The sequence below is a fragment of the Mariniphaga sediminis genome (assembly GCF_003573545.1).
Lineage (GTDB): Bacteria > Bacteroidota > Bacteroidia > Bacteroidales > Prolixibacteraceae > Mariniphaga > Mariniphaga sediminis.
Map to the genome: position 1 here is coordinate 1 of NZ_QWET01000022.1, position 24,412 is coordinate 24,412.

The window sequence follows — 24,412 nt, forward strand, 5'->3', positions numbered from 1 at the left end:
AAGCGAACGCAGCCTTGACTTTTCTGTTTACTATTTGCGTCAAGGCAAAGAGTAAAATCGGCCTGATAAGGCATAAAAATATTGATGGAAAATGTATCTGAAAACGGATTACTCCACCGGATTTTTCGGGTGAGCCGAAAAGGGGGTTCGCCTGAAATAATAAACTGCCCAATAAAAGCAAAAATAAAGTAGTAAGAATATAAGTCTGCCCCGGTTCATAAGAATCGGCAATCATTACTGTACCTAATGATGAATAAGGCAGATTGCTTGCCTTAAAAACGGCCGCCAGTAAAATGTAGGGACAAAATTTTCCTCAGCGTTTTGTAGTGCGATCCGCAATTACACCTATTACCGGATTGCTTGCCATATTCCAAAATCGCGTAATTAGCATGATGGTATCGAAAAGGTATTGGTAAAAATCAAGGACAGACAACAAGGCCCAAACCTTCCACTTACTTATTCCGCAATCAAATATTTCTCCTTCACCACCTCAAAAGCCAGCTTTTTTTGGCGCTCTATAGTAACAATGCCCCAATACTCTTCGTTCGGGGCGCCATCATACGGAACACCGCTGCTATTAGGCGCCCAGCCTCCCGGGTCTTGTGTGTTAATATTTCCGGCCTTCCAAAACTCATCAACAAAGGCAAACAACGTAACTCCACTACATATTTCCTTATTACTGAAGGTTGCATCCAAAATATTTTTCGTTGCATCGGCCTGGGCTCTTTCGTTTGGGCCTTGCATATAACCCATTTTAGCAATGGTCATGTAGCTGTCGGCACCGGCTTCAGAGAGGTACATGGGTTTTTCACCCAAAGCTTCCCATTGGCTGAAAATCGACTCCGGATTATCCCAACGATAAACATTCATCCCCCAAATGTCAATTTCAGGACAAAGTGTGCGTGCCAATGAATCAGGCAGTTCGCCGTGTGCGGTTGCTACCGGATGCGAATTGTCGTTTTCTTTTATCAATGCTGCTGCATTATTTAATGCAACGTACCAGTTTCTAATATCTCCGTCAAACCATTCCGGATGATAGTTGTACTCGTTGCCCAACTCCCAAAATAAAATGGCCGGGTGCGTTTTGTATTTGTTAATATAGCTGATAAAACTTCCGGAACGAATATCGAAATAGCCATCCTGGTTATACCCAAAACCGATAATTACTTTAACACCAGCTTTATCTATTTTGTCTAAAACAGCTCCATCATCAACAGGAGCATAAAGTCTGATCGTGTTTACCCCGGCTTCATTCATCAGGGATAAATCTTCGGACAGGTTCTCAAAACTTCGCTTACCGCTTCCTTTCGGAACAGGATGATAACAAACTCCTTTTATCAGATAAGGCGAACCGTTTAATTCAATTTTTCTTCCTTTTATTTGTATTGTATTCTTCTTTTCAACAACGCAAGAAGAAGTCCCGAGACACACGATCCAGATTATGACCAGCTGCTTTATTTTCATTCTTTAATGTTTTGAATAATTTTTTGCCGATTACTTTGATATCTGCAAATGATTTCAAAGGTGATTTTACCCATATGCGTTCATTCGTAAAATTATGCAGGCAACATACTTTTATTCTCCCTGATGTTTTGTCTTTCCGCGTCGTAAAATCAATGCCTCACGGATATCGTGTGCCCGTTCTTCAGTAATATTGTATTTCCAGATAATAGCAATGGCAATAAGTGCTGTAACTATCGGAATTACAATATCAGCAATACGAAGTTTAACAATAGATTCTGCCGTTTGCTGATCGATGGTTTGGTCGAAACCCACTGCCTGCAACACAATGCCACTGGTTAAGAGCGCCAAGGCTGTACCTAATTTTACCATCCACCAGTAAACAGCTCCAAACATTCCTTCGCGGCGTTCTCCGTTGTTCAACTCGTCCAGGTCACACACATCGGCAGTCATCGACATCATAAGGGTAAACAACCCTCCAATTCCAAAAGATAGAAACGGAACAGGTATAAACATTAGCCACGGATTTTCGGGATTAAACCCCCACCATTTTAGAATATAGCCGATTATTGAAATTAAGGTGGCAATAACAAAGGCATTCTTTTTACCTATCTTTTCTGAAATTTTGGTAACAACCGGAATAACCAGGAATGCCGTGGCCATAGCGCTAATTGTCCCAAACCAGGCAGGCCAGGTGCCCGAGGCCACTTTATCGCCATTAAACAGGTAATACACAATAATAAACATGGCAAACTGTGCGATAGTTTGGAAACCGTTGAAAATAAAAAAGGTAGCACCACAAAGCCGCATGAACTGACTGTTTTTAACTGTCAGTTTTATCCCTTTCAGAAATTCCCTTGTATTGTTTGCCAATTCTTTCCAAGACAAACTTGCCATTTTATCTTTGTCGGGAACAATCATTTCTTTATTAAAGAGAGCAGGCATAATACCTAACACCATACAAATTGCACCTACCCAAACTGCCAGTTGCCGGGCACCTTCAGGTGCTGATGCAAAAATATCAGGGTCGTAGATAATTACCCAAAACCAAGGAGCAATCATCCAGGCCACCTGGCCCATCCACTGCGAAACTGCCATCAACCGTGTCCGCTCGTTGTAGTCGGGGGTCATTTCGTACCCCAGGCCAATCAGGGGGGTAGCAAAAACGGTATACCCAATGTAAAAGAAAATGGAAATGATAAGAAAATAAAAAAAGTTATAGGTCTGTGAATTTTCCGGATTGAGCTGCCACATTACCATAAACGCCACCCCGGTAATAACACTCCCCAGCAGGATGTAGGGTTTTCTGCGCCCCCACTTTGACCTGGTATTATCAGAGATGAAACCCATTATTGGGTCGGTAAGTGCATCGAGTAAACGTGGCAACGCCCCTAAAATACCTGCAAGAACCGGATTCATATTCAGCGACATCACCAGCACCACCATAAACACCCCGAGCGCAGCCGGAAATAACTGGTTTGCCAAATGTCCGGAGCCAAATGCTATTTTTTGTCCAAAAGGAACAATATCTTCTTTTGCCGTTCTATAAAGTGTCATAAGCAATGTTTTATTGATTATTATTTATTCTTGTTTGTGATAGATAAAGTATTCATTAACAGCATTTTTTTTATATTATTCATTCTTACTTCCGGCAGAAAGGAAATTTTGTGTTTTTCTCTTTACCTTTTTATTCCCGGAAGGTGCATTGAAAAAAGAACGTTTCCCTTTCTTTTTGAGGAGGATTAACCCGACCTTAAGCCAGGAGGTGGTAGTGACAATTGTTTAACTCTTTCCCCCCTCCTTCATCACCAATTTAGGCTTCCTGTCCACGGTATAAAGGCCCCAGTGTTTCTCGGCTCCCCATGGATCTTTTGGGTCTCCTTTCCAGTCTTCATCAAAGGCTTCAAAAAAGAAAGTAGTAATGTTCATACCTTTTGCCCACTGCATAAACTCGTTGTAGTAGCGCTGCTGGTTCTTTTCGCTGGCACGTTGGCCAAACTCCGATGCAACCGAAGCCCATCCGGCCTCGCTGATTACAATTTTTGCATCCGGCAATGCATTACGCACTTTTTGAATATTATCGATAGAATAGGAAAGTCCCTGGTCAATATCAAAGCCTTCCCAAACCGGATAAATATGAACTGATACAAAATCAAGCACTTTTGAAAGCTTTTGACCATGAGCTGCCCACCATTCATAATTATCGGCTACGGTAACCGGTTGCTCAACAGCATCCTTAACCCGCCGGCAATATGCGATAACCGTATCCACGTGCATTCTGTGATCATTCCATTCAATCAGAGATTCGTTTCCTACACTCACGGCACAAACAGTTTCAGGATATTTATTTGCCAGATTTATACCCCGTTGCAATTCTGCCAGGTTGGCAATTTTATTAGCATCCAATGCTTTCTGCGGAATAGGTTCAGTAAGCCATTCGCAGGTTTCATGAGCACTTAGTTCGGCATTTAGCCAAATTCCAAGCATTACTTTTATATCCAGCCTGTACTCCCGGATAAGCTGCAGTACCATCTCCGAGTTTCGCCCTGAATCGTACAAGCGAATAAGTTTAAATCCCATTTCGTTTTGAATGATTTGCAGGTCTTCAAGTACTTCTTTTGCTGATGGATTTTTTGCTCCGTCGCCTCGGTCGGGGTGCTGTCCGGTCCTGAACCCCGAGTAGCACACCGCTTCAACCACTCCTTCAATCAAATTCTTTTTTTTCTGCTGTATTGAGTTTGTACCTGAACGATTCATGTTTGCTGTTTCTTTATTTTTATCGTTTTTAATGGCACCCGACACAAGTAATGCGGGCATCAATAATACCATTGTCCAAAGCGGGAATTTTAAGTTTTTCCGACTGTTCATGTCGATTAAGTTTTATGATGAAGTTCTCCGAACCTCCTTGCGGGGAGGGATTTGGGTACCCTTGTGCCCTCTTTCCCGGGAATGCAAGGGCTAATATTTCAATTTCCCATTCTTATCCCAAAGCCCCCAAAAAGCGCCAACATCACCTTCAACGCCAACTTTCCAGCTTTCGTCAAAACTTGAAAAATACATCACCTCAATGCCTTCCTCCCGGCTCCATTTCTGGGTATTTATAAAATAGCGCAGTGCATTTTCGGTATTTGGAACCGAAGCCTCGAATGCTGTTCCAATATTTGGCCAGCCGGTTTCACTTATAATTACCCGCTTTCCCTTACCAGCTCCCAAAGCCTGGTAATACATATTTTGCATATACACATGCGAATAATCAATATGACAACCTTCCCAAAACGGATAACAGTTGGCGAAAATAACATCACAGGCATTGGCCAGTGCCGGACGGTTTACAAATTCGTAGTAGGCATCCACATAACCTACCTGCGCTTCCGGAGCCAGCTTTTTTACCCTGCTGATGTATCCCAGCAATTCTTCCTCTGTTAGTTCTTCGCGATACAATACTTCGTTTCCAACGGCAACTAAATCAGCATTCCCCGATTTTACTACCTGAATGAGGTTGTTAATTTCTTCCTCATTCTTTTCTTTATCATCGCTTAACCAGGCCCCCACCATTGTTTTTAAGCCGTTTTCTTTGGCAATGGCCGGAATTAATTCACTGCCATCGGAACAGGAGAAGGTTCGTACCCATTGGATAAATGGCTTTATTATCGCTATGCGCTCCCTTATTTGTTGTTCAGAAAGAATAGACCCCGGAGCCTGTCCTTCGAGGTAAGCACTAAAGCAAAGCCCGTGAATACCACCATCAAGTAAAACCTTGAACATCCGGGCAAGATCATCGGCCGTTTTTTGCTGAAAATCTTCGCCAACAAGGGATAATACTTTTTCGCTTCTAAATGACATATTACTTAGAATTAATTGATTGTTGTAAAATTTATTTGTTTGATTTCTCCGCTTCGTAAAAAAATCAAGGCGCTGGTTTCTGCATCGAGGGAACTGCCTTTGATTTGTTTGCGCGTTCCATCACGATACAACAGTTCGATTGTCATTTCCTCACCAGGCGAATAGATCACCGGAACCTGGCAAACTGTAAAAGCCATTTGATTCTGCTTCAAAACAATGGATTGTTTTCTTCCGGCCGAATCAATAAACTTAAAAACATTTTGTGCAGTTAGTATTTCATTAAAATTGAGCAGAGAAGTTGTAAATGTTATTTTCCCTTCGTTTACATGAACACCCAATTCCCCAAAACGCGAGATTATATCTTCCTTCACCTGCCCGGTTAAACCCGGTTGCCTGGCCCCGGCATTTCCGGGAGTATGTGAGTAGGCATCCGTTGGGAAAGCTCCGTACAGATCAGGCGATTTGTACAAGCCAATACCTGCCTTAATTTCGTAATAGTGTGCTTTTATCCGGCCAAGAACATTTTCTGTGGCTTCTTCCGCAATTCCTTTAAAAAAGCATTCCTGAACAGCCAGTAACAGTTTTGAAACCATGTGCCAGTAGATACTTCCCAGTCCTTCGTAGCCATAAAAAGTGCCCGAACGTCCGGTAAAAGACTGGTGATCGAAGGTTCTTTCATAAATATCCAGAACCAATGCTGTATCTTGCTGAACAAGCCTTCCGTATTTACCTGTATCCAACCCTGCCAATGCCTGTTTTAAAACATCGGCATTTCTGAATGTGCCGTTAAAATGATACGTGCCTGTGCAGTCTTTTGTTAAAATGGTCGAATCATTTTCTTCCAGTAGTGTTTTCAGCAACACTGATTCTTCTATCAGTTCTTTCGGGATGTTGTTTTTTTCGACAAAACGTGGCAATTGCCGGTCAGGGTACAAAATATAGCTGTATTGGTCATCGCGGAACAATTTGCTGGCTTTTAAAGCATCCATAACATGAAGGCTTTCTGCCGCATTTAAAGCTCCTGAGCTGAGCACTGCCACCTGCCCTTCAAGCATTTCATACAGGGGACGAATGCTGATTTTATTTTTCCGGAAAGACACCAGGTTGTAAGCGTGGTACAGCCCATCTTCGCGTTTATTTTTCTGAATAGACTGGTTGATGTATTTTAGTGCAAGCTGAATAAAATCACGTAAGCTCTCCAATGAAATACTTGCTTTTTCCCCCGGGAATGAAGGGGCATAAATGATGCTTCGGTAATCAGAACCTGCCTTTCCCAGGCTGCTTGTAAAATGGTAGCGATCCTTGTCAGAGAACCCTGAATCAATCAAAGCAGTATTTGACTGGAAGAGAGAAAGTATTTTTTTGAATAGCTGATTAACCGCTTCTGAAACCGCAAACGCTTTATCATCCATTTTACTGAATTTACCTTGCCAGAATTCCAGGAAACGGCGCAGGTAATACAATGTTACCATCGATACTCCGTTTCCAACCAGTGCATTATTGGCATCGTTCCATTCCGGACGCTGGGTATTCAGCCATATGCCTGCTTCGGGAATGAAATTGCTTAGCTTAGACAACAAGGGAACCAGTATTTTCTCCATCAGATTTACCTTATAAATCATACCATCTTTCCCAAAAATCAATTTCCCATCCGCACCTTTTTGGACAGTCAATTTTTCAATATGTTTATTCAATTCTGCATCAAACGAGATGGTATCTTTTGGATTTGCCAATAGTTCGTTGAATGATTTTATGCGGTACGGAACATTGGCGTAAACAAAAATTTCTTTGGTCAATAATTCATCCAGTTTTCCCGGATGGTAGTCTTCCGACTGCTCCAAGAATTTCTGCAGGTAAATAATCTGGTGGTCGCCCCAGTAGCCTATGTAAGCCCATGGATCGTCCGGATCGGGGCATTCCCAATCCATCCCTCCACGGGCAATTCGGTAAGGATTATAGCCATCGGCAGTTGAGGCATTTACAAATTTTGCAATTATGCCTTCAATGTACTCGGGGTACGACAAACAAAGTGCTTCCCAGTTTTGAAATATATCGCGCCAATTTCCCTGGAAATTCAGTTTGTCGGTACCATCGTCGTTTTTTGTTTCGATAGAAAACTGATTCCATGGTCGGCTAGGATCGCCATGGCGACGGCTAAACGTAAGTGGCAGATATTCGGTGAAAATACGTTCCAGTTCCGGGCTTCCGTTTTTTTTAGCCCACGACAACAAATTATGTTGTTCTATTTCTGTTGGAAGGTTATCCAATTCTTTTTCAAACTGGTTGGCAACATCGGTATTGGTTTGTTTTACATATAGCCGAAGATCTTTGGAATCGAATGTATATGCATTGGCAAAAACACCACCGCGCATAACATTAAAAAGTGTATTCGAAAAATGTCGTGCAAATCCCAATTCCTCGTTCCCCTGCTGCAAGCCATCGGCGCCTGAAACAATCTTTATCAGCTTTTCTGTTCCTGCGGTAATGTCCTGGTCAATTTGCTCAGTTATCTTTTTTTCTGTTTTTATGAGGCTGTTTAGATTAGCAATATCGCCGGCATCCTGACTAACTTCCGCCATTAGGTACCATTTCTGTTTTTCCTCTTTTTTCAGCCGGAACGCAACATTCACGTAATATGCGCCACGCTCTGCCCGAACATCCAGCTCCGTTTCAATCTCCTGCCCGCTCCTAAAGGTATTTAATTGTTTGTCAGAAATTAAATATTTTGCATCTGCTACAGGAAGAATCGACCAAATGCTGGTAGTTTTTAAGGCCTCGCTTGGTTCGGCACGATCAAAAGGGATAGAACTTAACATAACCAATCCTATTTTGCTATCGGCCAGCAACTCGTTTTTTTTGTAAGCATTGAGCAGGTTACTGTATTCGTTCTGGAAAGCATAATCCACACCATATGGAAGAATATTACGAATGCCATCCAGCACATCAATTTTAACATTACTGCTGCCTATGTTCTGAAGGGCCGCTTTTTTTATCCAGCCAAATTTTTCGCTGTTGTACCAACCGTATTGAAACCGTACTTCCAGATCGTTATTTTGCTCTTCAAAAATAATCTTGTTGCCGTATATGCTTTTGTAGAGGTTTCGCTCAATACGATATATTTTTTCCGCTTCGCCGGAAAATGGTTCCCATAAAAAAGCCTTATTGTTTTTTTCAACCAAACAAATAGTTTTACTTCCTGTTTTGCCTTTATAATCATGAATTTTGTCATCGGTATAATACGGAAAGAGTGAATTGTCGCGATTTTTCCGACCTGCTGTCAGCGAGCCGTTGCTTGATAGAAACATCCAGTGGTCGGAGTCGCTTACAATGGTCATAAAAAAATCGGGCATACGATTGTAATTGCCGATTTTGTAAAATTTTTCATTTTCTATTTCAACAAATCCACCATAAACTTGCTGAACCCCTGAATTAATCCGACTTTCTCCCAGATAAATTTCCTTCATTTTATGCGAATATCTTTGTTATTCTCTCTGATATACCCTTACATAATCTACTTCCATGGCTTGCGGGAAGGCTTCGTTGTCAATGCCTTGCATGCTTCCCCATGTACCGCCCACAGCCACATTCAAAATCAGATAAAATGGTTTTTCGTACGGCCATTTGTTTTCACCCAAACCTTCGTTTTTATATTCAAAATAGAGTTGATCATCTACGTAAGCCTTCACTACTTTCGGTGTCCATTCCCAGATATATGTATGAAATTTGTTTGTGGCTTCGGCAATGTGAATAGTATCGGTTTGCTGTGTCCCTTTTTGCCACTGATAATCGCGTGAGTGCGCCGAAGCATGAATCACTCCGGCATCGTGCCCAACATGCTCCATAATGTCGAATTCTCCAACATCGGGCCAGTTGCCATCATTAAAAGACCAGCCGCCAGGCATCATCCAGATGGCTGCCCAGGTTCCCCTTCCATCAGGCAGTTTTGCCCGTGTTTCAAAGCGTCCGTATTGCCATGCGGTTTTGGTAATTAGTCGTGCCGAAGTATACTCTTTCCCCCCAAAATCCTCTTTTTGTGCCACTATATGAAGTACTCCATCTTTAACATGAGCATTCTTTATTCGTTTGCTGGTGTAAAACTGAGCTTCGTTATTTCCCCATCCGGCATTGTTTCCTTCGGTATCGTAGGTCCATTTTGCGGAATCGGGCAATCCCGAATAATCAAACTCATCGCTCCATATCAACTTGTATCCTTTATCGTTTGCTGCCAAAGGTTTATTTGTTTTTGGTGGGTGGGCAGCACAACAAAATAAAAACAGACCCAACAGTATAGGGGCAACAAGGTTTAATGGTCTCATTTTGTTAAGGTTAAAATTAAAAACAGACACAAACAGTGTTAAAGATTTTGCAAAAAGGGAAGAAAAAAGTGTCTCCCTTTCTGCAAAGTCTTTGTTACATTAAACACAATCTTTACCCCGATCTGAAAGTAGAGTTACTGCTTTCCTCATTATTGATAAACACGCACGTAGTCTATCTCCATCGAAGATTCGGTAAAGGCCCCATCAATTGTTCCTCCTAAATTTCCACCCATCGCCACATTAAGAATAAGGAACTGATTGGCGTCGAATGGCCAGGTATCAGCATCTTTAACATCAGGCTTGTAGGTATAGAAAATCTCATTGTCAACTAAAAATGATATTTGGTTCGGTGACCAGTTTACTGAATAAATATGGAACCCGGAAGAAGCATCGGCCACTGTTGTTGAACCCATATTTTCAGTTGCACCGTAGCTTGACGGGGTATGTATTGCCCCCTGAACATGACCGGGATTGTTGCCAATTGCTTCCATAATATCAATTTCGCCACATGCAGGCCAGCCGGCAGTTTCAAAATTGGATCCCAACATCCATATGGCTGGCCAGGTACCACCCCCTTCCGGAAGTTTGGCTCTTACATCCACTCTACCATATGTAAAATCATATAAGCCCTGCGATTTTAGCCTTGCAGAGGTATAACTGCTTCCCTCGTAGTCTTCTTTTTTAGCTGTAATTTTCAGTATCCCATCGATAACAGATACATTATCTGTGCGGTTGGTGTAATACTGTGATTCGCCATTTCCCCAGCCATTATTTCCTGTCCCAATATCGTAGGTCCAGTTGGCGTTATTAGGTGCACCATTGGTATCAAATTCATCGGCCCATACCAGGTTGGTGTATTCAACATCAACACTCTGGTTATTATCGCCGGGTTTTACCGATGTAAAAATATGATACCAGGCATAGGTTCCGTCTTCCTCAATACGAACTTTTAAAATATTGTCGGTAACCTCAATAATTTCGTAATCGCTTTTGCCAACCCACCAGCTCATGTATCCGCCATCGGACAGGCTGAAGCTTGTTCCCCGGTAACCACCATCAATGGTTGCAATAGACGAAGCAGGAGCAAATGAAACATTTTTAACGCCAAACGGATCAACTACATCGGTGCCATGACATACATCGCCTTCCACACCAATTTTTCCGGCATATGTTCCGGGTATAAATGAAGTTCCTTCGGTTTGTTCGAATGTCATACCATCAGCTGTTTTTGTAAAAACAAATTCGGCACCGTACATACATTCTTTCTCATAGGCTGCTGCGGTATACCATGCGGCATACGCTTTTCCCGGATCTTCGAAGTTCGGCCCCAAACCCACATGTGCAGGCTGATCGGCCGCCCAATACCAGGTTTTTGAACTTCCTCCGGTTAAGAATTCCACCACCTCATCGTCGGTGAAACTACTGAAAACTTCAACCGGAACCGTTGCGCTCGATTGAATGCCTCCGGTACCTACAGCAACAACCGTAACATTATAGGTATTCACTCCATTTTTCGAAAAACGATGGGTAATTTTTCCGTCGGCAGAAATTTCATTGTCTTTGCCATCGTCAAACATATAGTTAAAGGTGATATTGTTGCTGGCAGAGGCGGTAAAATTTACCAAACCACTACCATCGCCGTAAGGATTATCCGCATCAACACCAACTACTTCGTAACTTAATTCTACATTTGTTGGTGTAACCAATTCTCCCAATTCGTAATTGTTGTCTTTACACCCGCTAAATACTAATTGGAAACCAAGCAGGATAACTAATATATATTTTAGATTTTTCATCTCCTTATTATTAATTGATTTATTAAAAATTCAATGTAACCCCGTTTCATCTTTTAGTTTTTAACAAGCTTAAATCTCCACCAGGCTTCACCACCCACATGAATATCCACGGTCATTACCGTTTCATCTTCTGAGAGTTCAACGATATAAGTTACCGACTCAGGCGCATTGGCAGGATCTCCCAACTCAGCACCATTAATGGCTTTTGGAATACCGAGGTAAGCCCCTTTGCCATTTAAGGTAAGTGTCCCGGCACCGGCGTCGTAGGTATATGTTGCTGCATTTGAACCATCATGCGGAGCAACGGGTGCTCCACAAGCATCGCTGCCCCCCTGCCAGCCTTCAACCCAAGTGTCGGTACCCAGGTCGTTCGTAAATGAACCATCCGCACCAAATATATAGGCATCGTCGAACAAACATGCCCTGTCAGTAACTCCGGCAGCATCAATAGCCCACCAGGACATATCACCTTGTCCCGGACCAACGCCAATAGCTGCAGCCTCCGGAGCAATTTTCCAGCTTCCTTCAAACGGCGAGGCAGCAATATCGGCAGTTTTAATCAGTTTGTAACGCCACCAGCCTCCGCCAATATCGATGTTTACAATCATGGTATTATCATCAACCAGTTCGATCTGGTAGGTAATCGCCTCCGGAGCATCAGCCGGATTGGCAAGCTCTCCACCATTGTAGGCTTTTGGAATTCCCAGAAATGCGCCCTTGCCATTCAGGGTTACTGTTCCGGCACCCGCATCATAACTGAAGGCAGCCATTGCCGAACCATCATGCGGAGCAACCGGGGCTCCGCAGGCATCGCTTCCTCCCTGCCAGCCTTCAATCCAGGTATCGGCTCCTAAAACATTGCTGAATGTTCCGTTATTATAGAATATATATTGATCATCAAAGAAGCAAGACCTGTCGGCAACTCCGGCAGCATCAATGGCCCACCATGAAATATCGCCAAAGTTTGGACCAACTCCAATAGAACCTGCCTCAGGAGCCACCTGCCAAATACCTGCAAGCGGGCTGCCACCCGATGGTGCTGCTGTTAACTTAATATCATCGAAATAGTAGGTTGAACCGTCTCCGGTATTGCCAAAGTCGAAGAATATTACCACTTTCTGATATTCGTTATTTATATCGATAGTCGAGAAGTTGAATGAAAGTTCTTCCCATTCGTTGGCAACAGTTGTTGCAGCGTCAACTTCCATTGAAATGGCTCCATCGTTTAGATTTTCCACTTTCAGTTTAACCACAGCACCCACTTTTGGCGACCATGTTTTCACCTTAAAGATTTGCTTCGTTGAAAAATCGATCGGGTTTTCAAGGGTGAGCAGTGTCCCTCCCCAAACTTCAGCACCTTCTGATTTTACCAACTGTGCTACTCTTGCGCTGGTATTCATGCCATTTGCATCAGGATTATCAATTACTTCAGAAGCTACACCACCAAAATCGCCAAAGGCATAATTAACGGTGTATGATTCGAAACTTACCGGCAGGTTAACCGGATCGGAAGCTGCATCAATTGTTATCGTCTCAGTGTAAGCTGTTGTAGCAGCACCTGCACTTTTTGCAATTACTTTTAATTCGTAATCACCGGGTTCTGAGTAGGTATGCGTTGCCTCCTCTCCAGGTAAAACATGTGTAGGTTCTTCGTTCTCCACATCGCCAAAATAAATATCGATAACAGTGGCAAAAGTTGCTGTGGCCGAAACCTTAACTATTTTCGGATTTGTATCATCTTTGGTAATGGTAACCACAAGATTTTCAGGGGCTTTAAAAGTTACATTTAACTCCTTGGTAATTTTGGTAGTTAAACCAGTTATTCCTGTTGCTGTAATCTCTACCTGATAAACTCCCTCAGGATATATATGAGTGGTTGATTCCAGCGTACTAAGTTCTTCAGATTCACCATCGCCAAACTCTACCAGGTAACTTGCTGCCCCTTCAGCGTTTGGGAAAATACTTACCAAACCGGTATTATCCTGGGTTACATCAAAAACCGCGTTTACATTCTGAGGCGCTGTAATGTAATCCAGCGAATAAAATTTATCTTCGTCTGTTACGCAGGCTATGGCCAAAAGGAGAATAAACAGAAATGCGAAACTATTTTTTAACATCTTCATTTTATTCAAAGTTTATAGGTTTAATAATTTGGGTTTTGTTCCCAAAGTCCGTTCGAGAATTCAATCTCTTCCAATGGAATTGGAAATACTTCATGTTTCCCAGCTACAAATCCTTCAATTTCATTGGCAGCTCGTCCGGTGCGTACCAAATCGAAAAAATGGTGTCCTTCTCCCATTAGTTCCACACGACGTTCTTGATAGATCGCATCTGTTAGCGCAGCACCGGTTAGAGTAACAGCATGGTCGTCGTCGCCAAATGCCCTGGCGCGCACTTCCGATAAGTACTGCTGTGCTTTTGTGTCAGATATTCCTCCGCGGTTATTTGCTTCTGCAGCCATTAATAACACATCGGCATAACGAATTGCCCGGTAGTTATTGGGATTGGTCAGGTTTAAGTCACCCTGAGCATCGGCACTTCTTTTGCGTGGAATATATTTACGGTTGAAATAACCGGTGTGTTCGTTCCCTGTGGTATACGTGGCACCTGTTTCTTCAGCCCAGGCTTCAATATCCAAAATGGTTACATCTTTACGCAGGTCTCCGGGCTCAAACTGATCAACGGCATCCTGCGTAGGAACGTTAAAGCTGAAACCAGGAGTAAACAATGGGCCATCGTATCCGCGAACCCCGCTAAAACCAACAGCAACGTTCCCTTCGCTACATTGTAAACATCCAAAATCCGCTCCTTCCACATCGGTGTACTGAACTTCGAAAACCGATTCAGATCCATTTTCTCCTTCATTTTCAAAAATAGAGTTGTAATCTTCAACCAACGAGTAATTTCCGCCGTTTATCACATCTTCCAAAACCGAAGCGGCTTCGCTAAATTTATCCTGAAACAGGTACGCTTTTCCGAGCAAAGCCTGGGCAGCACCTTTGGTGGCACGGCCTGTTTCCTCTGGAATTTCGTTCAACACCGAAATGGCAGCCAGCAAATCGCTTTCAATTTGAGCATAAACATCAGTGACTGAAGAACGGGGAATAGTTGTTTCATCGCCCAGTTTAAAGCGTTCATCCACTTTTAACGGAATAGGACCAAACCATTTTACCAGTTCAAAATGGTAATAGGCTCTTAGAAACAGAATTTCTCCCACCATTTCGTCTTTCCCGTCAAATTCCGTTTTGTCTTTAAATTCCATAAAATAGTTGGTACGCTGCACACCGGCAAACATCCAGTTCCAAATATCTTTTAGGTTGCTATTGGTTGGTGTATGAATCATATCATCAATTTGTTGCCATCCTACAACATCCGTAGCGCTTTCGCCTCCACACAAGGTGTTGTTCGAAGCAAATTCACCTACAATAGCATTGGCGTAAGTTGATTGCAGCAAATCGTAAGCAGCAACAAGTGCATTGTAATAATCGCCTTCCGAATTGAAATAGTTCTCAGAATCGATTGAGTATTCCGGAGATATCTTGACAAAGTCATCGGTACATGAAAATGTGAGTGATGAAATTATCAGAACCACGGTAAATGTGACTTTATAAATTATGTTATTGTTCATTTTGCTACTTTTTAGAAGTTAAGATTTAAACCGAAAGTAAACGTTCGTGCTGCCGGATAAACACCAGCGTCAAAACCTGCACCCAGCGGGCTTCCGAATTCATCAGATTCTCTCTCTCCTCCGCCAACTGAACTTGCCGGGTCATAACCAGTATAATTGGTAAGAGTGAACAAGTTGCTAACACTTCCATAAAACCGCAGTGAAGAGATTTTAATTTTTTCGGTTAAACGACCCGGAATAGTATACCCCAACTGCAGGTTTTGCAGCCTTAAGAACGAGGCATCTTCAACATAAAAATCTGAAAATACGTTATTTGAAGTTGCGGCCGTAGTAATTCGGGGCACTTTATTGCTTGTTCCGGGGCCAGTCCAACGAGCAAGGGTATAACTAAGTTTATTGGCATTTGGCTGCACACGCTCGTAGTTCCTGACCATTTCATTGCCGATTGATGCATAGGAATACGCAATAAAATCGAAGCCCTTAAATTTCAATGACACATTTAACCCCATGGTTATATCAGGAATCGGATTCCCAATATTTGTACGGTCATCAGAGTCAATTACCTCATCATTATTTATATCTACGTAACGGATATCGCCGGGGGCAGCTTCAGCACCCAAAGCCGTCTGAGATGGGTGTGCGTCAACCTCGGCCTGGCTTTGGAACAGCCCATCGGTTTTATAACCATAAAAATAACCAATTGGCAGACCAACTTCCATACGGGCCGGTAATGGTTGACCAACACCAAAACCTCCGCCTACCACAAAACCGGATCCGTTATTCACTTCCAAAACTTCATTTTTCAGAGTGGTAAGGTTGTAGTTAACATCAAAAGTAAAACCTTTCACTATGCTTCCCCGGGTACCAATGGCAAACTCGAAACCGCTGTTTTTAACTGTTCCGGCATTTACTGTTGGGCCAGCCGCACCAGGCGCGCCAACACCTAAAATTCCTGAAACCGGAATATTTCCAATTAGTAGGTTATTTGTTTTTTTAACGAAATAATCCATATTAATGTCGAGCCTGTTGTTAAATAATTTTACATCAGCCCCCACATCAAACTGTTCCGATTCTTCCCACTTAATAGCCGGGTTCGGACTGGCGCCAACAGCTGTACCGTTTACAAGAGTTCCATCCAAAACATAGGTTCCTTCTCCGGATAACCGGGAAAAATACTGGTAATCGTCAATTTTGTCCGATCCCAGAATACCATAGCTTAAACGAAGCTTCAGCATATCAATATTTTCCTTATCTTTTAAAAAGTTCTCTTTCGAAATATTCCAACCCAATGTTGTTGAAGGAAAATATGCAACGGTATTTTCCGGGCCGAATTTTGTGGAAGCATCCCGCCTTAACATAGCCGATACCAGGTACTTTCCGTTATAATCATATTGTAAACGTGTAAAATATGACAACCGACGTTGGTCATAGGTCCATGAATCTGCAGACTTGGAATTTGGAATCCCATTGGCTAATCCGATATCCGCAAATTCCCATGAATTATTTGGTATATCGTACCCTGTTGCTTCCAAATGGTCTCCCCAGGTTTTAAATACTGTAGTACCAAGCGTGACTGTTAAATGATGTGATTCGTTAAAGGTATTATCATAAGTTAAAAATGTGTCGAAAGTGTAATCGTTAAATGATTTTTTTTCCTGCGTCACGCTGCTTCTGCTAACATCAAATACTTTACCTCCGTAATCAATAATTTTCGAAAACGACTTGTAGTTACTGTTTGATGTATTAAAACCAATTCGTGAAGTAGCTTTTATATGCTGTGTAATATCAAAGTCTAATCCGAAATTACCGTTCCATTTTTTTAGATTGTAAGCATTATGGGTATTGGCAACTTGTGCTAACGGGTTAATAATTTCGATACCTAAATTTGAAGGAGCCAGCGTATAATCTCCATTTTCGTCGTAAACAGAAATTGTTGAAGGCATATTTATTCCGTTAAAGAGTACCGATGCCAAACCAAAATCGTTAAACGACTGGCGATCGATAGTGGTAAACATGAGCGATGACTTAAACCTCACCCAGTCAGCCAAATCGGCACCCAGGCTTACTTTGGCGGTATTCCTGTCATATCCCGATTTGTCCCGGCCAATAATACCCTCCTGGTGCAAGTCAGAAGCGCTTAAGGCATACACCATTTTTTCTGAACCACCTGAAACACTAATGTCGTTATTATAAATTGGAGCCGTTTCAAAAAGTTCATTTTGCCAGTTTGTTCCGGTTCCTAATCCAGAAATGTTTGCATAAGGAAGATCCTGGCCATTGGCAGCATATGCTTCATTGAGCAAAACCGCATATTCGGTGGCGTTTAATACAGGTAACTTACGCGAAGTTTTCTGGATACCTACCGAACTGTTGACAGTAACTCTTGTTGGCGTATTTTTTTTGCCGCTTTTCGTAGTAATCAAAATAATACCGTTTGCACCAACTGTTCCGTAAATAGCTGCCTGGGCATCTTTTAATACCGTAATAGATTCAATATCGCTTGGATTCAGTGTGCTCAAGTCTCCCTGATAACCATCAATAATGGTAACCGGAGAGGCATCGCCATTGGTTGAAATCCCCCGGATTCGAATGTCGAGGCCAGCTCCCGGTGCCCCCGACTGCGTAGTTACATTTACACCGGCCATGGTTCCTTGCAAAGCTTGTTCCACCTTAACCGGTTTAATGTTTTCGATGGTTTCTGCATTTACCATTGAAACAGCTCCGGTAACATCTTCTTTCTTTTGTGTACCGTAACCAATAACAACAACCTCATCAAGGCCTGTGGTTTCGGTTTCAAGAACTACGTTAATTTCGGTTTGACTGTTTACCGGAATAATTTGTGTTTTTAATCCAATAAATGAAAACCGAACGTTGGCATTGGCCGGAATCTGTAATTGATAAACACCATCAATATTGGTTATTGTACCATTCGTTGTTCCTTCCTGAACTACAGTAACTCCAGGAAGAGGCATCCCGTCATCTGCTGAAGTAACCACACCTTTAAGTGTAATCTCCTGCGCAAATACTCCTGTAGATAACAGAGTAAGAATAATCAGATAGATTGTTTTCTTCATACGATTTTAGATTTTGAATTTTATTATTAAGAACTGAGGCTCTTGCATTTTTGTTCCCCAAAGTTCTTACTTGTCTTTTTCAAGTCCTAAAAAACACACTCTGCTTAAACACTACACACTCAAATTTTATACACTACAAAAACACATCACTAAAATAATAAGTCATTTATTTTTAGTAATTTATAATTTGTATTATGGTTGTTCTATTACTTTTATTAATTGGTGTGCCGGAAAAACAAAATAACATTGGAAATTGCTCCGTAGTTGTTACTTTTTAAATATTCGAAAGGAAGGTGGAAAGATTTGCGCTTCTGTCGAGCTCCAGTTTTTTTCGTAAACGGTAACGACTGATTTCGGCTCCGCGATAGGATATGTTTAAAATAGTGGCTATTTCCTTTGTCGTCAGATTCATGCGGATAAAGGCACAAATCCTCAAATCGTTTGGCGAAAGGTTAGGATATCTTTCTTTTAGCTTTTTAAAAAACTCCTCATGAACCTCATCGAAATAAGTTTCAAAAATTTGGCTTTGTTGTTTAATGTCAACTTCCTTTTTTATACGCTTTTTAAGGCTAAGGATCCGGTTTTTAGCCGTTTCGTTAATAACGAAGTCTTGTATGGCATTCAGGTCTTCGTTTACTTTAATCATAAATTTATTTTTTTGAACAATGCCCATGGTTTGGTTTGCCAATTCCTTGTCGCGATGAATCATTTCGGCACGCAACTTATCGTTTCTGAGCTTAATAATTTCCTTTTCAGCAACAAGGGCTTCGCGCTGGTGTTGTTCTTCCTGTTTGCGAATTTCCTGTTGATGCCTTATTTTTTCCTGCTCCTTGGCCCTCTCAAGCCTTTTCAAAATAAGCTTTGTTATCAGGAAAACAAGCAATCCGAACATCAGTATATAAACGAGGTACGCAATCCCCGAACGATGCCATGGCGGCAAAATTTCGAAGGCGAAAGAAGAAATATCACTCTCAATCCCGTAGGAGTTTTTGGCTTTTAATTTAAACTGATAATTCCCCTCGTGCAGGGTCGTAAAATCTTTATAGGAATGTGTCGACCAGGGCGACCAATCTTCCGAAAAGCCCTCCAGAAAATAACTGAACTGCATTGGAATTTCATTTTCAAAAAAAGGTGCTGCAAAATGAAAACGTAATGAATTCTTTCGAAACGGGAATTTAAAATGTTCCTCTGTTTCAGGTTCATAAAGATAAACCACAGAATCCATGTGCTGAATTTCTACTTTTGTAATTATTGAACTAAACGTTTCGTTATAAGGCTTATTTACCTTTGCAGAATAGTGGGCAAAACCGTCGTCGATACCTACAAAGGCATTATTGGTGTTATACGGATAGATAAACTCAAATTCATTTACATACCTGTTATCAAGCTTTTTAAAGGGCGCTGTTATTTTGGTAAATGTCTGATCCTCGTTTTTTCTTATAATTCCAGATTCATTATCAGCAATATACCATATATCTCCTTCTTCATCTTCTGTCAATGTCTTGATTTTTGCACTTGTATTAAATATCCGGTTCATTTCTTCTGATAATACAAAACGGTTGGTCGTTTTATCAAATCTAAAGATTCCTGAATCGGTTGAAGCATACATGTTTTTTTTGTATCCCAGCAAGATGTTCCCTGTATTTGAAGGCAAGCCATATTCTTTTGTATAATGAATAAACTGGAGGATACTATCATTTGTGTCGTTTAACTTCACGCGAAAAATACCTTTTCCTCCATGCCCTATCCAAATATCTCCTTCTTTATCTTGTTGAATGTAACGGCTTGATTCCCGAAAACCTTCCAGTTTTTTATAAAAATTCCACCCATTGTCTCCTTCTTTGAAAAGGATCAGTCCATTATAACATCCTCCCAACAAAAATTCCGGCTTGGTATTTAGCTGTATAAATCTCCATGTACCCTCTGTCTGACGGGTTTTAGTAGCTGTATTTCCCTTTACTTTAAAGACTCCCTGGTTATGCCCGCAAATTAATTCTCCGTCAAATACCTCAAGTGACCACACTTGCCCTGCTGTATTTTTTACCAGTTCAAATGGATGATCATTGTCGAACTCATCAAAAGGCCGAACATACAATCCCTGGTTTGTTCCAAGGTAAAGGTTTCCTTCAAAAATGGTACAGCAATATCCCGTTCCCAGGTTTTCAGAGTTAAAAAAACGGAGTGGTGAATTTATCTCAACATAATCAATTCCATTATCAAGGCCCAACCAAAGGTTTTGTGTTCTGTCTACAAATAAACTTAATATCGTATTGTTTTGTAACCCGTTTCTGCTGTTTATACTTTGAATTATATTTCCATTGCCATCTGCAATAACAAGTCCGTTTAAAATAGTGCCAAATGCAAAATAGTTGCCCGGAAGAGAGGTCGCGCTATACAGGCGGTTTTTCTTTATAAAGTTGTTAACCGGAGTATCCCATGGTTCCATTTTTTCATCTTCCATTTTGTAAATTCCATTAGCCGAGGTACATATAAGAACCTGGCCATTCCCTGTTTCCAGAATTGCACTAATATCCTGTTCCAAATAATCGTCCCAAAATGGAAGCTTTACTATTTTACCGTCAACCAGCTCAAAAATACCACTCTCTGGTTCATGTATAAAAAGCCTTTCTTTAATTTGAAATGAAAAATGAAAATCAACTTGCGGCTCCAAAACTTTAATGGTCCCTTCCTTATAAATGAAAAGATACTTAAAACATTGAAACACCATCCCATCATTTATTTCATGGATATTCCATATATCGTCAAAATTTTGGTATTCATCCGGAAGTAGATGTTTCAGACTTACAAAAACAGGAGGTTTCGAGTTTTCACGGATAATTATTCCGAAATCATTAATCAGGCCAACAAAAAGGTTATTATTTTTATCAATCAGTACCGATCTAAGGGGAGATGAAAAAGAAACTCTCGTTAAGTTCCATTGAGAACCATCGAATGATAAAAGCCCATCGTTATTGGCAAAATACATAATACCGTTTTGGTCTTGTGCAATATCCCAATTCTGCGTACTGCCATTATACTCTGATTTGGAATAATTACGAATATTTGGACTACCAATATTCTTTACCTGAGCCAAGCAGAAAGAAGATAAAAAAATCAAGATTATTAAAAATGCCTTTCTCATCATGATATAGTTATCAGGCATTAAATTAGAATATTTTGCCGGTTGAAAGAAAAAATAGTGGAGAAACTTGATTCGAGAAGAGTTTTCGATCTCATTTCCAGCGATTTAATTCATTGGTAGATTTTCAGATTAAAAAAGCTAACTTCAGCAAAAGAGAATTATCTATATCGAAAATAGATAAAAGGGTGCATTAGAGCAATAGGCTTAACAGATAGTTAGCCTGCCGATTTTTACAGATAAAGGGGGTTTGTGTTTGAAGGATTTTCAAAAAAAAGAGAGCAACGTGAATTGCCCCCTTCTCATTAAACAATTAATAATCACCCAAAAAAACTAAGCTGTATGTTTTAAAAATTTTACAGTGTCGTTTACACTTGCTAAATTCAGTAACTCTTCGTCACGTATAGAAATATTGAAAATTCCTTCCAGGTAAAAAGTAAATATTTTCCAATCGACCGAGTCAAAATTCAAATCTTTTCTGAATGATGCTTCCGGCTGAATGTCATTCTTTTGTACCCCCGTTTTTCTTAATACACGGTAAAGGTTTCTTCTTATTTTCTTTTCTTCCATAATTTTTTTCATGTGTTTATAGTTGTCTGTTTTCAATGGTAAAACATGCCTGCCTGGCTTGCTCAGTCAAACAAAGAACTCCCATGAAATTTGTAGTTATAATCCTATATGAATGGTTTTTATTCATGGTTATTTTGTCAAAAATTATTTTTACTGCAGTATCCATTAAAAAAACCGAACAAATGAATTCAAAGGTCAAATATATGAATTTTATTTTATAAAAAAATTTCATTAGAGCATATTAACACAATGTTTACACATAATTAATTCTATGTCAGTGGTGTAAAGCATTTACATGAGAGTGCTTGTGTCTGACTTTAGGAAGCTAAAAACCTCAAGATCAAAATACCGGTTTTGATAAAATTCTCCTTCCCGCTCAGTTCCTTCATGCTGAAACCCAAGACGGGATGGGATGGCTGCGCTTTTTGTATTTCCTTTTGCCACCTTTATTTGTATCCGGTTCATTTTCATGTTTTTGAAAGCAAGTTTTATGAGTTGTTTTGTGCACAATGTGATAATTCCTTTTCCCTGCATGTTTTGAATCAACCAGTAGCCAATTTCGGTTTTGCGGTTTATCCAGTCTGTGTCTTTAAAACCTATCAGGCCTGCAAATTTTTCGTTGTACCAAATCGTGTATATTTCGTCGCTCTTTTTTTCTGTTTGGGAGATAACACTTTTTATAAACGCTTCGGTGTCTGAAATTTGTTGCGTGGTACTTACAAAGGGGAGCCATTCTCCCAGATACTCTCTGTCGCCATCAATGGCTTCAAAAATAATTTTTGCCATCGAAAGTTTAATTGCTTCCAGACGTATTTTTGTGTTTACCTGAATGTGTTCCATTTTTTGCGGTTTTTTTATCAGACAAAAATAATTCCGAAATGTTACAATGCCACTACAGCTTTTTGCCAACTTGTTATCTTTGACAAAAAAATGAAAAACATGAAATGAGCATAACGAAATTTTTCCATACAGACGGTTCGTTATAAAGGCGGGTTACGTCGGAATAAATTCGCGAGTTTTACATGCATTAAAGTAATTGATGCGAGAAAATGAGAGCCTTTTGTAACTTTAAAATATAGTGTGATGAAAAAACAGGGAATATTTGTGTTTATTTTCATATTGGCTGTAAGTATTTCATGCAGGAATTCCGGTCAAAATCAAAAAGGAGAAGAAGTAGAAGGTCTGGTGTTGATTAAAACGTCTTATGGGAATATAAAAGTGAAGCTTTATGAAAAGACGGCAGAACACAGGAAGAATTTTGAGAAGTTGGTGAATGAAGGGTTTTACAATGGTTTGCTTTTTCACCGCGTGATTGAAAACTTTATGATCCAGGGCGGCGACCCTGATTCCAAAGAGGCGCAACCGGGTCAAAGGCTTGGAGGTGGATCGCTCGATTACACATTACCGGCGGAATTTGTCCCGGAGTATTTTCATAAAAAGGGAGCGCTTGCTGCTGCTCGTCTTGGCGGAGCAGCGAATCCGGAGAAACGGTCGAGTGCCTCACAGTTTTATATTGTCCATGGTGAAATTTTTTCAGAAGAAACTCTTGATGCCCTGGAGGTGTCAAAAAATCAACGGATTAAAAATGACATGTTAAAGGAACATTTGAAAGGCCTGGAAGACGAACTTCAGCAATTCAGGGCGAATAACGATCATACTGGTTTTAACCTGAAAGTGGCAGAAGTAAGGGAGCAGGTAGACAGCCTTTTTTCGGCCCAAAATCTGGGCTTCAAATTTACGGATGAGCAAAGGGAAATTTATACCACCATCGGAGGGTATCCTTCGCTGGATGGAGATTATACTGTTTTTGGTGAGATAGTGGAAGGAATGGAGGTAGTGGAGAAAATTGCTGCTGTTGGAACGGATGCGAACGATCGTCCCCTCAAGGATGTGAAGATGGAAATGGAATGGAAGTAGGGGAACAGATTTCAGTTTTAAAATAACGATGAAATTTCTGTTCCGTTTTTCAGCCAGTACGTTTTCATTCCTGTTTTTTGTGCACCGGCAATATTATCCTCCAAATCATCCACGAAAAGTGTTTCTTCGGGTCTGACTCCGGATAGTTGAATCACTTTTTGGAACGAACTTAAATCGGGTTTACGTTCGTGTATTTCATGAGAATAAAAATCTTTTTCAAAGATCGAGGGAAAATCAATCCCGTGCGTTTCCCTGAATTCCTTGTGTAACCGGCTGATATGAATTTGATTGGTGTTGCTGAAAAGAAAAACGTTGAACTTCTTTCTCAGATCTTTTACCATTTCTACTCTTTTAGCCGGAATGTCCAGTACCATGGCATACCAGGCATCGTCAATCTGCTGGTCGGTAGCCCCGGGATTTTTCAGAATTTGTCGTACCCGCGTTCTAAACTGTGCCGGCGACGCCCGTCCCACTTCCAGATCGTAAAAAATTGGGTCGGCATAAGCCTGTTGCCGATTTATTACTTCAGAACTTAGTCCCAGTTGCCTGAAAGCATGGATGGATGCATTGAAGTCAAGGTTCAGTAATACATTGCCCAGGTCGAAAACGATGTTTTTTATATTTGTAAGATCGGGTTTCATTTTGTTATTTTAAGCCACGAATATAAG

15 protein-coding genes are annotated in these 24,412 nt (G+C 40.9%); 1 reads left to right on the plus strand and 14 read right to left on the minus strand.

Annotated elements, in window-relative coordinates; translation table 11 throughout:
- Positions 1-456: 456 nt before the first annotated feature.
- The 13 genes from D1164_RS20105 to D1164_RS20170 all read right to left on the minus strand — a co-directional run bounded on the left by D1164_RS20105 (position 457) and on the right by D1164_RS20170 (position 22,667).
- Positions 457-1,464: a glycoside hydrolase family 2 TIM barrel-domain containing protein gene (locus D1164_RS20105; protein WP_119351704.1), complete on the minus strand. Its 1,008-nt coding sequence runs from the start codon at positions 1,462-1,464 to the stop codon at positions 457-459.
- Between the two features lie 111 nt (positions 1,465-1,575).
- Entirely contained in the window at positions 1,576-3,018 is a 1,443-nt protein-coding gene (locus tag D1164_RS20110) for an MFS transporter (protein ID WP_119351705.1), read from the minus strand.
- A 225-nt stretch (positions 3,019-3,243) separates the two neighbouring features.
- The gene (locus D1164_RS20115; RefSeq protein WP_119351706.1) at positions 3,244-4,329 is read right to left on the minus strand and encodes a glycosyl hydrolase family 17 protein; all 1,086 of its coding nucleotides are present in this window, start codon (positions 4,327-4,329) and stop codon (positions 3,244-3,246) included.
- A gap of 90 nt (positions 4,330-4,419) precedes the next feature.
- On the minus strand, positions 4,420-5,304 hold the full coding sequence (locus D1164_RS20120) for a glycoside hydrolase family 17 protein (protein ID WP_119351707.1): 885 nt from the start codon (positions 5,302-5,304) through the stop codon (positions 4,420-4,422).
- A gap of 11 nt (positions 5,305-5,315) precedes the next feature.
- Positions 5,316-8,768 carry a hypothetical protein gene (locus tag D1164_RS20125; RefSeq protein ID WP_119351708.1) on the minus strand — a complete coding sequence of 1,151 codons (3,453 nt, stop codon included), beginning with the start codon at positions 8,766-8,768 and terminating at the stop codon, positions 5,316-5,318.
- An 18-nt stretch (positions 8,769-8,786) separates the two neighbouring features.
- Positions 8,787-9,620 carry a glycoside hydrolase family 16 protein gene (locus D1164_RS20130; protein ID WP_119351768.1) on the minus strand — a complete coding sequence of 278 codons (834 nt, stop codon included), beginning with the start codon at positions 9,618-9,620 and terminating at the stop codon, positions 8,787-8,789.
- Positions 9,621-9,769: 149 nt separating this feature from the next.
- Positions 9,770-11,416 carry a family 16 glycosylhydrolase gene (locus D1164_RS20135; protein WP_119351709.1) on the minus strand — a complete coding sequence of 549 codons (1,647 nt, stop codon included), beginning with the start codon at positions 11,414-11,416 and terminating at the stop codon, positions 9,770-9,772.
- Between the two features lie 53 nt (positions 11,417-11,469).
- Complete coding sequence (locus D1164_RS20140; protein WP_147372242.1) at positions 11,470-13,539, minus strand: PKD domain-containing protein; 2,070 nt, start codon at positions 13,537-13,539, stop codon at positions 11,470-11,472.
- A 20-nt stretch (positions 13,540-13,559) separates the two neighbouring features.
- Entirely contained in the window at positions 13,560-15,044 is a 1,485-nt protein-coding gene (locus D1164_RS20145; protein WP_119351711.1) for a RagB/SusD family nutrient uptake outer membrane protein, read from the minus strand.
- 11 nt (positions 15,045-15,055) lie between these two features.
- Positions 15,056-18,118, minus strand: coding sequence for a SusC/RagA family TonB-linked outer membrane protein (locus D1164_RS20150; RefSeq protein ID WP_119351712.1), 3,063 nt, complete (start codon positions 18,116-18,118; stop codon positions 15,056-15,058).
- 274 nt (positions 18,119-18,392) lie between these two features.
- Complete coding sequence (locus D1164_RS20155) at positions 18,393-21,212, minus strand: triple tyrosine motif-containing protein (protein ID WP_172594552.1); 2,820 nt, start codon at positions 21,210-21,212, stop codon at positions 18,393-18,395.
- A 378-nt stretch (positions 21,213-21,590) separates the two neighbouring features.
- The gene (locus tag D1164_RS20160) at positions 21,591-21,839 is read right to left on the minus strand and encodes a phosphopantetheine-binding protein (RefSeq protein ID WP_147372243.1); all 249 of its coding nucleotides are present in this window, start codon (positions 21,837-21,839) and stop codon (positions 21,591-21,593) included.
- Positions 21,840-22,118: 279 nt separating this feature from the next.
- The gene (locus D1164_RS20170; RefSeq protein ID WP_119351769.1) at positions 22,119-22,667 is read right to left on the minus strand and encodes a GNAT family N-acetyltransferase; all 549 of its coding nucleotides are present in this window, start codon (positions 22,665-22,667) and stop codon (positions 22,119-22,121) included.
- A 243-nt stretch (positions 22,668-22,910) separates the two neighbouring features.
- On the opposite strand from D1164_RS20170, the gene D1164_RS20175 reads away from it, so the two are divergent.
- A complete protein-coding gene (locus D1164_RS20175) occupies positions 22,911-23,744 on the plus strand; it encodes a peptidylprolyl isomerase (protein WP_119351716.1) in 834 nt (277 codons plus the stop codon).
- A 17-nt stretch (positions 23,745-23,761) separates the two neighbouring features.
- Here D1164_RS20175 and D1164_RS20180 read toward each other — a convergent pair whose 3' ends face one another.
- Positions 23,762-24,385 (minus strand): HAD family hydrolase, encoded by a 624-nt coding sequence (locus D1164_RS20180; protein ID WP_119351717.1) that lies wholly within the window; start codon positions 24,383-24,385, stop codon positions 23,762-23,764.
- Between the last annotated feature and the right edge of the window lie 27 nt (positions 24,386-24,412).

Coding starts and splice junctions, on each gene's coding strand:
- D1164_RS20150 (WP_119351712.1), bottom strand. CDS start 18,118: ATGAAGAAAACAATCTATCTGATTATTCTTACTCTGTTATCTACAGGA.
- D1164_RS20135 (WP_119351709.1), bottom strand. CDS start 11,416: ATGAAAAATCTAAAATATATATTAGTTATCCTGCTTGGTTTCCAATTA.
- D1164_RS20145 (WP_119351711.1), bottom strand. CDS start 15,044: ATGAACAATAACATAATTTATAAAGTCACATTTACCGTGGTTCTGATA.
- D1164_RS20140 (WP_147372242.1), bottom strand. CDS start 13,539: ATGAAGATGTTAAAAAATAGTTTCGCATTTCTGTTTATTCTCCTTTTG.
- D1164_RS20160 (WP_147372243.1), bottom strand. CDS start 21,839: ATGAAAAAAATTATGGAAGAAAAGAAAATAAGAAGAAACCTTTACCGT.
- D1164_RS20105 (WP_119351704.1), bottom strand. CDS start 1,464: ATGAAAATAAAGCAGCTGGTCATAATCTGGATCGTGTGTCTCGGGACT.
- D1164_RS20125 (WP_119351708.1), bottom strand. CDS start 8,768: ATGAAGGAAATTTATCTGGGAGAAAGTCGGATTAATTCAGGGGTTCAG.
- D1164_RS20170 (WP_119351769.1), bottom strand. CDS start 22,667: ATGGAACACATTCAGGTAAACACAAAAATACGTCTGGAAGCAATTAAA.
- D1164_RS20130 (WP_119351768.1), bottom strand. CDS start 9,620: ATGAGACCATTAAACCTTGTTGCCCCTATACTGTTGGGTCTGTTTTTA.
- D1164_RS20115 (WP_119351706.1), bottom strand. CDS start 4,329: ATGAACAGTCGGAAAAACTTAAAATTCCCGCTTTGGACAATGGTATTA.
- D1164_RS20110 (WP_119351705.1), bottom strand. CDS start 3,018: ATGACACTTTATAGAACGGCAAAAGAAGATATTGTTCCTTTTGGACAA.
- D1164_RS20175 (WP_119351716.1), top strand. CDS start 22,911: ATGAAAAAACAGGGAATATTTGTGTTTATTTTCATATTGGCTGTAAGT.
- D1164_RS20180 (WP_119351717.1), bottom strand. CDS start 24,385: ATGAAACCCGATCTTACAAATATAAAAAACATCGTTTTCGACCTGGGC.
- D1164_RS20120 (WP_119351707.1), bottom strand. CDS start 5,304: ATGTCATTTAGAAGCGAAAAAGTATTATCCCTTGTTGGCGAAGATTTT.